Here is a 15,702-nt window from a genome sequence, read left to right on the forward strand (position 1 = left end):
GCGTAATAAAGAGAGGAAGAAGGCAAAAGAAGATTGGTGTTGGCGTAATTGAAACTTCTGTGGTGCTCTGTGCAAAACTCCTGTATTCTCTGTGGTTAAATAAGACCGTAAGACGTGTAAGACCGTAAGATGCGTAAGACAGTAGAACAGTAAGACAGTAAGTGGTGAGAAGGAGTGTAATTGTGCTGAAAAGAAAGTAAGAAGACTGAAAAGGAATGTTGTTGATACAGAATTGAAATTTCCGTGGCCCTCTGTGCAAAACTCCTGTATTCTCTGTGGTTTAAAAAAATTAATTATAGAAGCTGAAAGCTGATGGCTGACAGCTCATTGCTAAAACCCAATTCATGCTTAGAAATTTTTTCAAAATTGCCTGGCGTAACCTGATGCGTAACAAAGCTTATGCAGTCATCAACATCCTCGGACTCTCAATGGGGATTGCATGTTGCATCGTGATCTTTACGTTGGTGAGCTATCATTTAAGCTTTGATTCTTTCCACAAAGACAAAGACCGCATTTATAGACTGGTTACCGAATGGCATGATGAGAATGTCGGCTATTCCGGCGCAGTTCCTCAACCGTTAGGTAAGACATTTCGTGAAGAATTTTCTTTTGCTGAGAAGACCGCTCGCGTGGTAGATTACAGACGTACCTTGATTTCGTTGCCGGATGAAAAAGAAGTAAAGAAATTCGAGGAAGAAAGCGGCATCGCTTATGCCGAGCCAGCGTTCTTTGACATCTTTAATTTCCCAATGGTGAAAGGCAATGCGCAAGCTGCATTGGCCGCTCCTAATAAAGCACTCATTACCGAAAAGATGGCTAAGAAATTTTTCGGTAACGAAGATGCTATGGGCAAAACCATCCGCATCTCAAATACAACCAACTTTGAGGTTGCAGGGATATTAAAAGATCTGCCGCCCAATACAGATCGCCGGCAGGAAGTTTATTTGTCTTACATCAATCTGAAAGAACGCAACAAATGGCTGGCCAGTGATAGTGCATGGCCAGGTGTTTACAGTGGGTGTCAGGCATTTACCCGGTTGAAGCCTGCGGTAACCCAGGCTCAGGTAAACAAGGCATTTCCGCTTATTGTTCAGAAATATTACAAGGGTAGAGATGTAAAGACATGGCAGTTTAAACTACAGCCGTTGTCAACTGTTCACTTTGATCCGAATTATGGAGGTTATGCCGACAAGAAATATTTGTGGGCCTTGTTTTTTATCGGTGTGTTTCTCATTATCACCGCCTGCGTAAACTTTGTTAACCTCGCAACAGCCCAGGCGCTGAACCGTTCCAAAGAGATTGGTATCCGCAAAGTGTTAGGAAGTCTGCGCAATCAATTGTTCTGGCAGTTTATCATTGAGACGGCCATCATAACGCTTTTTGCAATTGTCGTTGCTTCTGCAATGGCTTCGTTGATACTGCCCTGGCTCAATAATTTGTTTAAATCGGAGATGAGCCTTCATTTCTTTACTAACGGTCCACTACTTGTGTTCCTGGTAGTTGTTGCTGTATTGGTAGTCTTTTTATCGGGTTCTTATCCGGGACTTGTTTTGGCGCGATTCCAACCTGTGCTGGCGTTAAAGAGCAAGTTGTCGCAAAAACATGTTGGCGGTTTTTCATTAAGAAGAATATTGGTTGTGACACAGTTTGCTATTTCGCAAATGCTGATTATCGGAACCATTGTCATCGCCAGCCAGATCCATTATTCAAAAACATCGGATCTCGGTTTTAATAAAGATGCAATAGTAACCCTGCCTGTTCCCGGTTCACATTCAAAAAAGAAAACGCTGGAATCGCGACTTGCTACAATACCTGGTGTTGAAAAGATGACATTGTGTTTTCAGCCGCCCGCTTCAAATTCCAACAATAACACCGGCGTGCGTTTTGATAATCGGGAAGAAGATGAACATTGGGGCATCAATACAAAAAATGGCGATGATCAGTTTATGAATGTGTTCGATCTGAAGCTCGCAGCCGGCCGCAATTTTTATCCGTCAGACACTGTTCGTGAATACCTGGTAAATGAAACTTTTGCAAAGAAGCTGAACAAGAAGCCGGAAGAGCTGATCGGAAAAGTAATAAGTATTGACGGAAATAAAGCATTGCCTATCTGTGGTGTGGTAAAGGATTTTTACAACTATTCTTTTCATAACGAGATCGATCCGATCTGTATAATGTCAGATACCAGCAACTATGTGACTTGCGCAGTCAAGATCAATATGCGTAACGTAAAACCGATCCTTGCATCATTTGAAAAGATCTGGAATGAAACCTTTCCTGATTTTCTTTATTCTTATCAATTCCTTGACGACCGCATAGCGGAATTTTACGAAATGGACGACATCATGTTTAAATTGATCATGTTGTTTTCCTGCATCGCAGTATTGATCGGCTGCCTTGGTTTGTATGGACTGGTTTCATTTATGGCAGTTCGCAAAACGAAGGAGATTGGTGTGCGCAAAGTGTTGGGCGCCGGTGTAACAAATATCCTGTGGCTATTCGGCAAAGAGTTTTCCAAATTGTTGGTCATCGCATTTTTGATATCAGCACCCATCGCATGGTGGGTGATGCATAAATACCTGCAGGATTTTTCTTACAGAATAAATATCGGCGTTGGGATTTTTGCTCTGGCCATAGTTTGTACGTTCATGGTTGCAGCTATAACTGTTTTATATCAATCACTGAAATCGGCATATGCAAATCCGGTAAAGAGTTTGAGGACGGAATAAAGAAGACCGTAAGATAGTAAGACCGTAAGACATGTAAGACGTGTAAGACGTGGAAGAAAGATAGTAAGACAGTAAGATAGTAAGACAGTAAGACAGTAAGAGAATAGGTTCGGGTGTGCTGTCGCAAAATCAGAGATAAGAATATCAAAGATCAGAGATCAGTAAATCAGAGATCAGTGAATCAGAGATCAGTGAATCAGAGATCAATAAATCAGAGATCAGCGAACCAGAGATCAATAAATCAGAGATCAGATACCGGGCTTTTGGGTGTTAGATATTAATTTGTAAGACGCACCTAAACAAATCAGCGATCAAAAGATCAGACATCAGCGATAAAAAATCAGACATCAGCGATGAAAGAAAATGTACGTTTCAAAGGCGCTCACTATGCAAAAGTTGCGTGGCGCAATTTGCGGAAGAATAAGTTCTTCTCTGCAATTAATATTATCGGGCTGGCGATTGGAATAGCCGCGTGTATCATCATCATGATATTCGTTTTTTATGAAAAGAGTTTTGATAGTCTGCATACAAAAAATATCTACCGGCTGGATGAAGTGCAGAAGTTTGAAGGAATGGTCGCGCCGCAAAATGTAGCACTATCCATGTATCCAATGGGACCAACCTTAAAACAGGAGTTCCCCGAAGTGCTGAATTTTACGCGCGTTCGTCAGAATGAAAAATTTGATTTTAACTACCAGGATAAGAAAGTATTTCTTCCAAAGATCTGCTGGGTCGACTCTACCTTTTTACAGATGTTTGATTTCCGCCTGACCAGCGGTGACAGAGCGACGGCCCTGCAGAAACCAAATAGTGTTATTCTTACCAAAGAAAGCGCAGCGAAAATATTCGGTAAAGAAAACCCAATGGGCAAAACAGTGGTGCATTATATTGGTGATACAACCAATTTCACCGTAACAGGCATTATGGAAGATGTTCCGGAGAATTCCCATCTACAGTTCGATGCACTTATGTCGTTCAGCACTTTTGCAAGGCCTCAATTTATGGAGAACTGGGGAGGTAACTGGCTCGTGACCTACTTTGAGTTGGCTCCGAATACCAATATAGCTGCGATGTCCAAAAAGTTTCCGGATTACCTGAAGCGTCACATGCAAAATGATAACTGGAAGCATTACGAATTGTTTCTGCAATCACTTAAAGATGTGCATGCAAGTTCTACCAGCATCACACATGACTATCTCAATTACCAGAAGTTTGATAAGACTTATACGTATGTATTCTCCATTATTGCACTCATTATTCTCATTATTGCGTGCATTAATTTTATGAACCTCTCAACTGCACGTTCCGCAGAACGAGCAAAAGAAGTAGGCATTCGCAAAACAATCGGAGCAAACCGCTGGCAACTGGCTGTACAGTTTATTGGGGAATCAATATTGCTATCATTAATTGCTATGCTCCTCGCGGTTGGCTTGGTGAAATTGTTTCTTCCGTTCGTGGTGCAGTTGAGCCAGCGTGAGCTTAGGTTTCCCTTCTTCACAGATCCAAAATTGTTCCTTTCCATATTGGGAGGAAGTATGCTTGTTGGTATCGTTGCCGGAATTTATCCAGCCATTTATCTTTCTTCATTCAAGCCGGTGAAGGTGCTGAAAGGATCAATTGCTGCACCGGGAAAAAATAAATGGACATTGAGAGATGTGCTTGTGATCGGTCAGTTTACAGGTGCTGTTTTCCTCATTATAGCAACCGTGTTTGCGGTTCGCCAGTTGCGATTTATGCAGGGCAAAGATGTTGGATTTAACCGCGACCAGGTAATGATCCTGCCGCTTGATCGTGCGTCTTCTGCTAAATATGAAGCAATTAAACAGGATCTGTTGCAAAACACACTCGTAAAATCAGTTACAGGTTCTCAGCAACGCCTCGGAAACAACCTGCATCAGACCGGCGTTACTTTCCATGGAAACGGGCCGGCACGGGATCTTACTTCGTCACAGGTTGTTGTGGATCCTGATTATCTCACATTGTATCAGATCCCAATTATCGCGGGAAAGAATTTTACAAAGGATTATGCATCAGAAAATGGTAAGGCATATATTGTTAACGAAGAGCTGGCCAAAGAATTGTTGAAGGATGGTCCCAAAGCTTCTTATGAATCATTGATCGGCAAACATTTTGGTTTTGGCGGTATGGATTCCGCAGGTTACATCGCCGGTGTTGCAAAAGATTTCAACTTCAATTCCCTTCACTATAAAATTGAAACGTTGTGTATGCTCAATCAAAAGGATTGGGGCTTTGGCGAAATGTCTGTTCGCATCAATGGGGCAAAAGCTTCTGACGCCATTGCATATATCGGTTCCATCTGGAAGAAAAACGTTTCGGATCATCCGTTCGAATACACATTTCTTGATGATCATTTCAATGAAATGTACAGGGCGGATAACCAGGTGAGTAAGGTGGTTGGTGTACTTGCTGTGCTGGCAATTATTATCTCTTGTCTTGGTTTGTTTGGTTTAGCGTCTTATGCTGCGGAAAGAAGGATTAAAGAGATCGGCATCCGCAAAGTACTCGGCGCCAGTGTTCAGAATATTGTGGGCATGCTATCCGGAGATTTCTTAAAGCTTGTGATCATCTCCAACATAATTGCATGGCCGTTAGCGTGGCTTGCTATTCATCGTTGGTTGCAGGATTTTGCTTATAGAACGGATATTAGCTGGTGGGTTTTCATAACTGCAGGCATTGTTGCTTTGATCATAGCGCTGGGAACAGTAAGCTTCCAGGCTATTAAAGCTGCCGCGGCGAACCCGGTGAAGAGTTTGAAAACGGAATAGATCTTTTAATTGACAGTTGACAATTGAAAATTGACAATATTGACGCGGAGGTCTGTGTTATTTGTTTAATGAGTTTTTAGTGGTTTTTACTATGCTGGATAAGAGTTTAATTATTTCAATGCAATCTGTGTGAATGGAGATAAACATATTGTTATCCAGGTAGTTGCTGTCTTTAAGAAGATGCAGCCAGTAACTGGTTTCATTGGCCTCCTTTAATGCAATGTTCATTTTGTTGAGGAAGTCAGGTTTGCTTTGCGCATGTTCAGCTTCCATAACCTGAGCGCCGATTGAAGTACCGCTTCTTAGCAATTGTTTAGATAGCACATATTCTTTATGTACGGTGTGCAAGAATTTATAAGCATTAATTATTCGTAAAGCGAATTTGTAAGTTTTTTGTTGGATTGGGTTGGGTTTCATGCACGTTAAATGTAATGACAAAATTAGATTTATTTAATACCGGTTTTATATATATATCGTTCTGGCATTTTCAATTGTCAACTTTCAACTGTCAATTAATAACTGTCTCTTATGATCAAGAGCTATCTAAAGACCGCATTCCGGAACCTCTGGCGTAACAGGGTGTTTTCGTTCATCAACATAATGGGGCTTACCGTTGGGATGACGGCATGCTTCCTCATCTTTATGTATGTTCAGTTTGAACTGCATTATGATGCTTTTAATAAGAAGGCTGACAGAACTTATCGCCTGGTGTGTGATATAAAAACGCCGAGCGAAACCCTTAATGCAAGTACAACTTCCTGGGCATTTGCTCCCAATATAAAATCGGATTTTCCGGAAGTGGAATCATTTGCGCGCGTGAACAACGCGAATTTACTCGTAAGAAGAGGCGATGTTAAGTTCCAGGAAGAAAATGCTGCCTTTGCCGATTCAGCTTTATTCAACGTGTTTGATTTCAAATTGATTAAGGGCAATCCCGAAACGGCACTGAAGGATCAATTAAACGTTGTGTTTACGGAGACTGCTGCAAAAAAATATTTCGGCAATGAAGATCCGTTAGGAAAACAATTGTTGCTTACAGGCGACGGCTTACCTGCAACAGTAACCGGAATAATTGAGGATATTCCGGAGAACTCGCAGATTAAGGCGGATATGTTCGTGTCGATGGTTACGCTCACCCAACGCTTTAACAAAGGCATAGATAATGCGTGGGGCAATTTTGGTGCAATCTCTTACTTGCTATTAAAGCCTGGAACCAATCCCAAAGCAGTCGAGAAAAAGTTTCCGGCTTTTCTTCAAAATCGAAATGGTGATGAGCAAAAGAAGGCCCAGATGTTTTACACGCTCTTTCTTGAGCCGTTGCGCGATGTGTACCTATATTCAACACGCGATGGGTCGAGGTCAGGCAATATGCACAACGTGCAGATCTTTTCCATTATAGCCATTTTTATCTTGCTCATAGCCTGTATTAATTTTATAAACCTGACTACAGCACGTTCAACCGAGCGCGCAAAAGAAGTGGGTATCCGCAAAGTTGTAGGTGCGGCAAGAATACAGATCGCCAGGCAGTTTATTGGTGAATCTGTCATTTTGTGTGTTATCGCATTTTTCCTGAGTGTTGGATTGTCTGCTTTGTTGCTGCCGTTGTTTAATCACCTTGCGGGTAAAATAATCAGCCCCGGTATTTTCAATCATCCCAATTATTTACTTGTTCTTTTTATATCAGCAATTGGAATTGGACTTCTTGCGGGCATTTATCCGGCATTGGTATTGTCCTCATTCAGACCGGTTGTTGTTTTGAAAGGAAGATTTGCATCAGGTACAAAAGGAATTTTCCTGCGTAAAATCCTGGTAGTTGCGCAATTTTCTATTTCCATTGCGCTTATTATCGGAACGATTGTCGTGTACACGCAAATGAAGTTTATGCGAAACCGCGATCTCGGTTTTTCCAAAGATCAGATTGTAGTGATTGATACGCATGGCGATCCAGCCAAAGAGGCTTTTAAAAATGCGGCCCTCGGTGTTGCCAATGTACAATCTGCTGCAATGTCATCCAGTGTGCCGGGGGGAGGTAATAGCGGTGCCTATTCCGAAATTGAAAATAGCAAAGGTGATCTTCAGGTAGCTAATCTTGATCTCTATTTTGTGGACTTTGACTACATCAACCAGTTTAAAATAAAGATGGTGGCCGGCCGTTCGTTCTCAAGAGATTTTGGAACAGATACAACGCAGGCAATGATCCTTAATGAAGCTGCCGTTAAATTATTTGGTTATAGATCTCCGAAGGATGCAGTTGGAAGAAAATTTAAGCAGTGGGGACGGGAAGGAACGATTGTCGGTGTAATGAAAGATTTTCATTTCCGTTCTCTGCAGAAGGCTATCAAGCCACTCAGTATGCGAATTGAGCCCGACGGATGCGACCTGGTGTCTGTGCATATTGCAGGAGGCTCCAGTATTCCCTCAACGCTCGCTGCTTTGGAAAATAAATGGAAAGAAACAATTCCAAACAGACCATTCAGCTATTTCTTTATGGATGAGTTTTTTGACAGGCAATACCGCAGTGAAGAACGTTTTGGTAAACTGTTCCTGAATTTTGCCATACTGGCCATCTTCATTTCTTGTCTCGGTTTGTTGGGCCTCGCATCATATAGCACCATGCAGCGGACAAAAGAGATCGGTATTAGAAAAGTAATGGGTGCGTCTGTTTCCAATATCGCAGCTTTACTTTCAAAAGATTTCATTGTGTTAGTCGTGATCGCCATTGTAATTGCATCACCGTTGGCGTGGTGGGGCATGCACAACTGGTTGGATGATTTTGCCTACAGGATTGAAATCGGCTGGTGGATCTTCTTGCTGGCAGCTATTGTGTCGATTGTTATTGCTCTGGCAACTGTAAGTTTCCAGGCAATAAAAGCAGCGGTGGCGAATCCGGTGAAGAGTTTGAGGACGGAATAAGACCGTAAGACAGTAAGATCGTAAGACAGTAAGATCGTAAGACAGTAAGACGTATAAGACATGTAAGATGTTGACTGTGAGGATAGTAAGATTGATCCTGTTGAATAGGAGGGAGAAAAAAAATAACAATAAAAAAGAAAAAAGAAAAAAGAAAAAGAACTGCGTTGTATGCCTCTGTGGTTGTCAGTGTGTCTCTCGTATTTTGTCATGTAATAAAAAACGTTCATGTGACATGCGGATTTTGGTGAACGGGTTCTGGGCTTTAGGCTTTGGGCTTTAAGCTTTAATATTGCGCTGATAGCTGATAGCTGGTAGCTAATAGCTGACAGCTTTTTCGTCCATTCCCCCTACCTTTGCTCCAATTTTTAAATCTTTCCAACAAAAAATAAGACCTATGACAAGGATTGCTGTAGCAAAGGGTGATGGTATTGGCCCGGAGATTATGGACGCAGTGCTAAAAATTTTTGACGCCGCAAAGGTTCCTCTGGCGTACGATTTTGTGGATATGGGAAAATGGGTATTTGACAAAGGCTACAGCAACGGTATGACGCCTGAAGCGCAACAAACAATTGAAACGCTGGGCATTTTGTTTAAAGGTCCAATGGAAACCCCTAAAGGAAAAGGCGTAAAAAGCGTTAACGTTACTGCACGTAAAACCTGGAACACTTACGCTAACAAAAGAACTTTCCAAACATTACATGGCGTTGATACCGTTTTCAGCAAAGCTGGAATTCCTATCGATATTACGGTTGTTCGTGAGAACATTGAAGATACATATGGCGGAATTGAACATATGCTTACGCATGACGTTGCGTTGAGCCGCAGGTTCATTACCCGCCCCGGAAGTTTGCAGGTGATTAAGTATGCGTTTGAGATGGCCAAGAAAAAAGGCGCAAGACGTATTACTTGCGGGCACAAGGCAAATATTATGAAAATTACTGATGGCTTGTTCCTGGAAGTATTTTATGAAGTGGCAAAAGGCTATCCGGAACTGAATGCTGACGATGTGATTGTGGATGACCTTTGCATGAAACTGGTTACTAAACCTGATCTGTTCGATGTGGTTGTGCTGACCAACCTGCAAGGCGATATAGTAAGTGACCTGTGTGCTGGTTTGGTTGGCGGACTTGGTTTCGCACCTTCTGCAAACATCGGAGACCATATCTGTATTTTTGAAGCTGTACACGGAACTGCTCCGGATATTGCGGGTAAGAATATTGCTAACCCAACCGCCTTATTGTTGAGTGGTATTGGTATGCTGCATCACCTTGGTTTGATGCAGAGCGCGGTAACAATTGAGAACGCATTGCTGTATACGTTGGAAAATGGCCAACATACAGGTGATTTTGGTGATAAATCAAAACCTTCTCTGAACACTACACAATTCGCAGAAGCCGTGATAGCAAACTTTGGTAAAACTCCTGCTCAGGGTGCGAAACCAATGTTGCAGGATATGCCTACAACCCAAACGCATTTCAAGCTGGAGAAAAACCCAATGCTTGAGTCTCATGATACATCCAACGAGAGAATTGTTGGTGTTGACTTCTTTATCGAAAGCAACGAGCAACCGACGATCATCGCTAATAAATGCCTGAGACATGCGGGTGTTAAATTCAAACTGGTAAATATCAGCAACCGCGGTACACAGGTTTGGCCAACAGGTTCTGTTTACACTAACCTTGTAAACCAGTACAATGTTCGTTTTGAAAGCCTGGACGATCTGCCATTAACACAACAGGATGTGTTGGGCTTGTATATCAGCCTGAGCGGTAACTACAAGATCTGTTCTTCAGAGTTGTTGCTGATGTTCGGTGAAAAAAGAGCATATAGTCTTGCCCAGGGACAATAATCTTAACAGCATAATTAATAGCGGTGCTATATTTGCACTCCCTGAGAAAGCTGGATAAGATAAACATATTATGTATCCTATAAAACCTGCTAAATCTTATGTCCGTAGTTGCAAACATGATTTGCATGCGACAATGAGCGAAGAGCCGGCATAGGATCTGATATCCGGACCACTATGATCCTTTTATCTGTGAATAATCATATATTCCCCACTTAAAATAACCGAAGGCCATCTTTTATGATGGCCTTTCTTTTGTACACCATGTATGGCATTGATCTGTGAAGCTTTAAAGTAGATGTGGTTTTGGTTGTGGCCGGTAAAACGAGCAATACACAGCCAGCACCGGTATAGAAAGCGAAATGCATTGATTACGGGTGATATATCGGTCATTTAAGATCAACTTCAACTTTATTAATGGTTCCGTTGAATTTAAATGGAGGTTTGTATGCCGGAGTTACCGGCTGGCCGCTGTCTTCTCCTATTCCAAATGTATCAACACCAAAACGGGCAAACACAGTTGCTTTCATTTTGCCTTGTGCTACACTTTTACCGTTAACTTTCAGATTCAATTGAGCGCCCTTGCCCATCCCGCCTCCGTCATAGTTAAAATCTAATTCAACAGTTGCATTGCCGGGAACAATTACGCTGGCTGCTTTCAAAACAGTATGTGAGCCATAATAGTTATAGTCAAATACTGGAACACCGTTTTTTAGATACAAAGTTACTCCCGACGAAACGCCACCAGCAGCGAGGATTACACCATTTGTGCCAGCCCCTTTAGTCTTAATATCTGCAGTGATCGACCAACTTCGGTTTTTAATTGATGGCGATGCTGTTTCTGGCAGTCTTGTAGCTCCTGCGTAGTAAACAAAATGCGTTGCTGCCGGATCAAACCCGGGCGGTGGGGGCTTGGGCACCAAAGCTCTGGCAACACCTCTGTCATCAAGTGGGTATACATGATAATTCTCGGCAGCAGCGTCAAATTTCTTTTTCATTTCTTCAAGCTTTTCCGGCATTTGTGCCGCAAGGTCATTTGCTTCCGAAAAGTCTTTGTCAAGATTGTATAGCTCCCATTTATCACTATCCCAGTTACCGGGAGCAAGATCCTGACGCCAGGGTAATGTATGTTGTGCATCTGCTTTCCAGCCATCTGCATAGATTGACCGGTTGCTTAAAATTTCGAAATACTGTTCAGATCTACCCGCATATGAAGGATCTGTAAAACTTGCCAAAAAAGATTTGCCTGCAAGTGGCAGTTGTTTAATGCCACTTACATAGTCCGGCATTGTTACATGAGCCGCCTCATAAACGGTTGGAGCAATATCGACAAGATGCAAAAATGGCTCTCTGCATTTGTCGTCGTGTTTTATTTTTGCAGGCCAGCTAATCACCATTGGATTACGGGAACCGCCCAGGTGTGAGGCAACTTGTTTAACCCATTGAAAGGGTGTATTCCCCGCCCAGGCCCAGCCTACAGGATAATGAGGTTCTGTTTCGGGCCCGCCCAACTTGTCTATGTCTTTAAGAATGTCGTCTATACTTGCATTCATTCCCGCGAGATTTTTGATTTCATCGAGTGTGCCGTCCGGGCCTCCTTCCGAAGAAGCGCCATTGTCTCCAACAATGAATATTACGAGTGTGTTATCTGCGTCGGGTAATTTTTTTATTGCATCAAGTAAACGGCCAACCTCATGATCTGTAAAAGCGAAGTATCCGGCATAATTTTCAAAGAGAGCATTATAGACTTTCTTTTGTTTGTCATTTAAACTATCCCATGCAGGAACCCATTCTGGACGTGGTGTTAGTTTTGTATCAGATGGAATAATACCCATTCGCTTCTGATTTTCAAAGACAATTTCCCTGTATTTTTCCCAGCCCATATCGAATTTTCCCTTGAACTTATCACGCCATTCCTTAGTCACGTGATGTGGCGCGTGCATGGCCCCGGGTGCGAAGTACATGAAGAACGGTTTATTTGGAGAAACAGACTTGGAGTATTGCATCCGGGCTATTGCGCGGTCGGTCATATCAGTCAACAAATGGTAGCCTTGCTGTGGAGATTTATTTGGTTCGACAGGAGTTGTATTTTCAAAAATTACCGGATAATACTGGTGGGCTTCACCAGCGTTAAATCCATAGAAATAGTCAAATCCCATGCCTGTTGGCCAGCGATCAAACGGACCAGCTACACTGGTTTCCCAATCGGGAGTGTTGTGATTTTTTCCAAACCACCAGGTTGAATAGCCATTGTCCCGCAATACCTCGCCCATTGTTGCAGTGGTCCGCGGGATCATCGTTGTATAGCTCGGAAAGCCTGTCGCCCATTCCATTAGAAAACCATTACCTGCATCGTGATGATTTCTTCCGGTTAACAACGCCGCCCGCGATGGACCGCAAATCGCTGTAGTATGAAAACGGTTATACTTCAGACCTTCAGATGCAAGCTTATCAAGATTGGGAGTTGGGATCAACCCTCCGAAAGTTGAAGTCTGGCCGAATCCAACATCATCAAGTAAAATGATCACGATATTAGGAGCATCTTTAGCTGCTGTTGGAATTTCAGGCCATGCAGGTGTGGACTCTTTGTATGTTTTGCCAATTTTGCCCTGGAAAGGAGGCTCTGGCTTGGGAAGACTATTTTGTGCATAACTCCAGGCTGTGAAGCAAAAGAAAATAGCAGGCAAGAATCTTTGAACTGTGGTCATATTTTCCCTTTTTGTTAATTGTGATAGTCTAATTCAAAACAGTTTGTAGTTGAAATAGTTCACTTAAGGGAGCTTATCGGGAAGCTTTTGAATGCCTGTTTCTTTTGCAATAATGAAATAAAATGTCACCTAATGCTGGCGATACTGTTTACAAATCCAATCTTTCTTGAGTATTATTGAATGATCATTTATTCCCCACTTAAAATAACCGAAGGCCATCTTTTATGATGGCCTTCTTCGTTGGTTGCGTTCAATATGTATTTGCTTAAATTAACCCGCTTATATCTTTAGATTTTGAGAACATTGTTGTCGCCAGACAGTAAAGCTGATAGCTAATAGCTGACAGCTGACAGCTATTAGCTACCACAGCGGTCTTCCCTGGTAATAATCCAATATTTTGGTACGCAACACAAAATCATAACGCGCAACAATCAGGTTTACGTTGGATCTGTCGAAGTTGTTTTTTGCAACAAGATAATCTACAGAGTTAATCGCACCGGCATTGAACCTCACTTCAGCAATTCTGAAGGATTCTTTATACGCATCTACCTGTTCAGACAGGGCTTTATATCTTTTCTCTGCAGAAGTCATGTTAACATAAGCCTGCTCAACATTTTGCTGTAACTGCGTACGGGTTGATGAAGCAACTACTTCCGCGTCTTTCTGCTGGATCTTTGCAACACGGATCTTCGTTCTTGTTTGAAAAGCATTCAGGATGGGAATTCTTAAGCCAAGAGAGAAATAAGTGTTCCTGTTATTTTTAAACTGATCACCAAATGGGATTTTGTGACTTGCATAATCATTTTGCGGATCCCATACCGGAACTTTGGTGCCGTTAGCTTCAACATAAGATCCATTGTCGACATAGGTTGTATTGATTAACTCCTGTGTTGTAGCCGCAGTGGAGTAGTTAGATCCTATTCCTCCGCTAAGCACAAGAGCAGGATATTGCTGTCCCTTTGCCACCTTAACGCCATATACTGCGCTTTTTTGTCTCAGGTCCACGGCTTTGATAATTGCAAGGTTTGCTGCAGCTGTTTTGTAAATGTTTTCGGTGCTGCTGTCATACACAAAGTTGATCTGATCCAATGTTAAGCGCTCAACATCTATATCCTTTGAGTAATTAACATTGAGCAGTTGAGCAAGGCTCAGGCGTGCACTTTCCATGTTATTCATGTTGTTTACCACGCTAACATTATCGTTGGCAAGCTGTCCTTTCAAGTCATACAGATCACTTGGTGTGATAGCGCCATCTTTATTTAAAATATCAAGACGCTCAACTTGCTTTTTCGAAACTTCTACCTGGTTTTTCGAAACCTCAAGCAAGTCTTCATTGCTAAGTAAAGTAAGGTAAGCCAGAATAACATTCAACGTCACATTGTCTTTCTTCTGTTGTTGTTCCATGCCAGATGCTTCAAATGCCGTACGGTTTTGCTTTATGTTATTCTGGATACTTAAACCGTTAAAAAGGGTGAGGTTACTGGAAAGGCTATAGTTGCCTACGTTAATGTTCTGATCAATATAAGTGTTTGTATAAGGGTTAATATTTCTACCCTGGTTGGCACCCTGGGAAAGATTTGCATTCAGGTCAGGTAACAAATTTGCACGTGCCTGCTGCCAGTAAGCTTTCGCACTTTCCGTTTGCAGGGTTGCACGTTGTACGTCAAGGTTGTTTTTTATTGCTAATTGAATGCATTCCTTCAAAGACATTTTTGTTGATGTCTGAGCAAATGAAATTCCTGCAACAGCCATACAGGAAACCGAGAGTACTATTTTCTTGAGAGCGTTCATACTTTTTTGATTGTGCTGCCGGTCAGCGAAATACGCTGCAGCCGGGCCATAGAAAATGTTATTGGCGCGTAACGGACAAACCAACTTTTAAAACGAAACTTTTTAAGGAATGCTAAGCAACCTTTCCGTCAAGCAGATTAATTATACGGGAACCATATTCAGCATTCTTTTCCGAGTGTGTAACCTGTATTATGGTTACTTTATCTTCCTCGTTTAATTTTTTAAAGAGTTCCATTATTTCAATGCCCTGTTTGGAGTTGAGATTGCCGGTAGGTTCATCAGCCAGAATTAGTTTCGGCTTAGCCACCAGCGCCCTGGCAATGCCAACCAGTTGCTGTTGTCCGCCCGAAAGTTGTGTAGGGAAAAGATCCTTCTTGCCAACAATATTAAACCTGTCAAGAATATCTGCAACCACCGCCTTGCGTTCAGCAGTTTTCATGTTTTGATAGATCAGTGGCGTTTCAATATTTTCATATACAGTCAGTTCATCTATCAGGTGATAAGCCTGGAAAACAAAACCGATATATTGCTTATATAACTGTGATCTGTGTTTTTCCTTAAGGTTGTGAACTGCTTCACCCATAAAGTAATGATATCCTTCAGATGGTTCATCCAGCATCCCGAGAATGTTCAGCAAGGTAGATTTGCCTGATCCGGAAGGCCCCATAATTGAAACAAATTCACCTTCGTCAATGTCCAGGTTAATTCCATTAAGGATAAGTGTCTTAGCTCCGCCAACGTTTACGGCCTTTGAAATATTCTTAAGTTCGATCATATTGGTCATAATTGTACTTCTTTGGTTGATAAATACATGCCAAGATATTTAATTGCTGAATAACAACCACTTATGATTTTTTACTACCCCTGGGTGTTCGGTTTTAATACACTTTTTGTACTGTTTTGATACAAGCGTTTCTAATTGAAAATTG

At 42.0% G+C, this 15,702-nt stretch carries 8 protein-coding genes; 4 read left to right on the top strand and 4 right to left on the bottom strand.

The annotated features are described in order from the left end of the window. Positions 1-344: 344 nt before the first annotated feature. A complete protein-coding gene (locus tag QTN47_RS00500) occupies positions 345-2,729 on the top strand; it encodes an ABC transporter permease (RefSeq protein WP_369327338.1) in 2,385 nt (794 codons plus the stop codon). Positions 2,730-3,082: 353 nt separating this feature from the next. Further along, positions 3,083-5,515: an ABC transporter permease gene (locus tag QTN47_RS00505; RefSeq protein ID WP_369327339.1), complete on the top strand. Its 2,433-nt coding sequence runs from the start codon at positions 3,083-3,085 to the stop codon at positions 5,513-5,515. Between the two features lie 57 nt (positions 5,516-5,572). Here the strand turns inward: QTN47_RS00505 and QTN47_RS00510 are convergent, their stop codons facing one another. Next, positions 5,573-5,932, bottom strand: coding sequence for a four helix bundle protein (locus QTN47_RS00510; RefSeq protein ID WP_369327340.1), 360 nt, complete (start codon positions 5,930-5,932; stop codon positions 5,573-5,575). Between the two features lie 111 nt (positions 5,933-6,043). On the opposite strand from QTN47_RS00510, the gene QTN47_RS00515 reads away from it, so the two are divergent. Next, on the top strand, positions 6,044-8,428 hold the full coding sequence (locus QTN47_RS00515; protein ID WP_369327341.1) for an ABC transporter permease: 2,385 nt from the start codon (positions 6,044-6,046) through the stop codon (positions 8,426-8,428). A 394-nt stretch (positions 8,429-8,822) separates the two neighbouring features. Continuing rightward, on the top strand, positions 8,823-10,277 hold the full coding sequence (locus QTN47_RS00520; RefSeq protein WP_369327342.1) for an isocitrate/isopropylmalate family dehydrogenase: 1,455 nt from the start codon (positions 8,823-8,825) through the stop codon (positions 10,275-10,277). 386 nt (positions 10,278-10,663) lie between these two features. Here QTN47_RS00520 and QTN47_RS00525 read toward each other — a convergent pair whose 3' ends face one another. The 3 genes from QTN47_RS00525 to QTN47_RS00535 all read right to left on the bottom strand — a co-directional run bounded on the left by QTN47_RS00525 (position 10,664) and on the right by QTN47_RS00535 (position 15,548). Then, a complete protein-coding gene (locus tag QTN47_RS00525; protein WP_369327343.1) occupies positions 10,664-12,982 on the bottom strand; it encodes an arylsulfatase in 2,319 nt (772 codons plus the stop codon). Positions 12,983-13,342: 360 nt separating this feature from the next. Further along, complete coding sequence (locus QTN47_RS00530; protein WP_369327344.1) at positions 13,343-14,773, bottom strand: TolC family protein; 1,431 nt, start codon at positions 14,771-14,773, stop codon at positions 13,343-13,345. A 112-nt stretch (positions 14,774-14,885) separates the two neighbouring features. Continuing rightward, positions 14,886-15,548 carry an ABC transporter ATP-binding protein gene (locus QTN47_RS00535; RefSeq protein ID WP_369328379.1) on the bottom strand — a complete coding sequence of 221 codons (663 nt, stop codon included), beginning with the start codon at positions 15,546-15,548 and terminating at the stop codon, positions 14,886-14,888. Positions 15,549-15,702: the final 154 nt, after the last annotated feature.

This window comes from Danxiaibacter flavus, from assembly GCF_041060425.1.
GTDB classification, from domain to species: Bacteria; Bacteroidota; Bacteroidia; order Chitinophagales; family Chitinophagaceae; genus Danxiaibacter; species Danxiaibacter flavus.

Bases quoted from the DNA above. Each gene is read 5' to 3' on its own strand.
- QTN47_RS00525 (WP_369327343.1), bottom strand. From the start codon at position 12,982: ATGACCACAGTTCAAAGATTCTTGCCTGCTATTTTCTTTTGCTTCACA.
- QTN47_RS00510 (WP_369327340.1), bottom strand. From the start codon at position 5,932: ATGAAACCCAACCCAATCCAACAAAAAACTTACAAATTCGCTTTACGA.
- QTN47_RS00505 (WP_369327339.1), top strand. From the start codon at position 3,083: ATGAAAGAAAATGTACGTTTCAAAGGCGCTCACTATGCAAAAGTTGCG.
- QTN47_RS00500 (WP_369327338.1), top strand. From the start codon at position 345: ATGCTTAGAAATTTTTTCAAAATTGCCTGGCGTAACCTGATGCGTAAC.
- QTN47_RS00520 (WP_369327342.1), top strand. From the start codon at position 8,823: ATGACAAGGATTGCTGTAGCAAAGGGTGATGGTATTGGCCCGGAGATT.
- QTN47_RS00530 (WP_369327344.1), bottom strand. From the start codon at position 14,773: ATGAACGCTCTCAAGAAAATAGTACTCTCGGTTTCCTGTATGGCTGTT.
- QTN47_RS00535 (WP_369328379.1), bottom strand. From the start codon at position 15,548: ATGATCGAACTTAAGAATATTTCAAAGGCCGTAAACGTTGGCGGAGCT.
- QTN47_RS00515 (WP_369327341.1), top strand. From the start codon at position 6,044: ATGATCAAGAGCTATCTAAAGACCGCATTCCGGAACCTCTGGCGTAAC.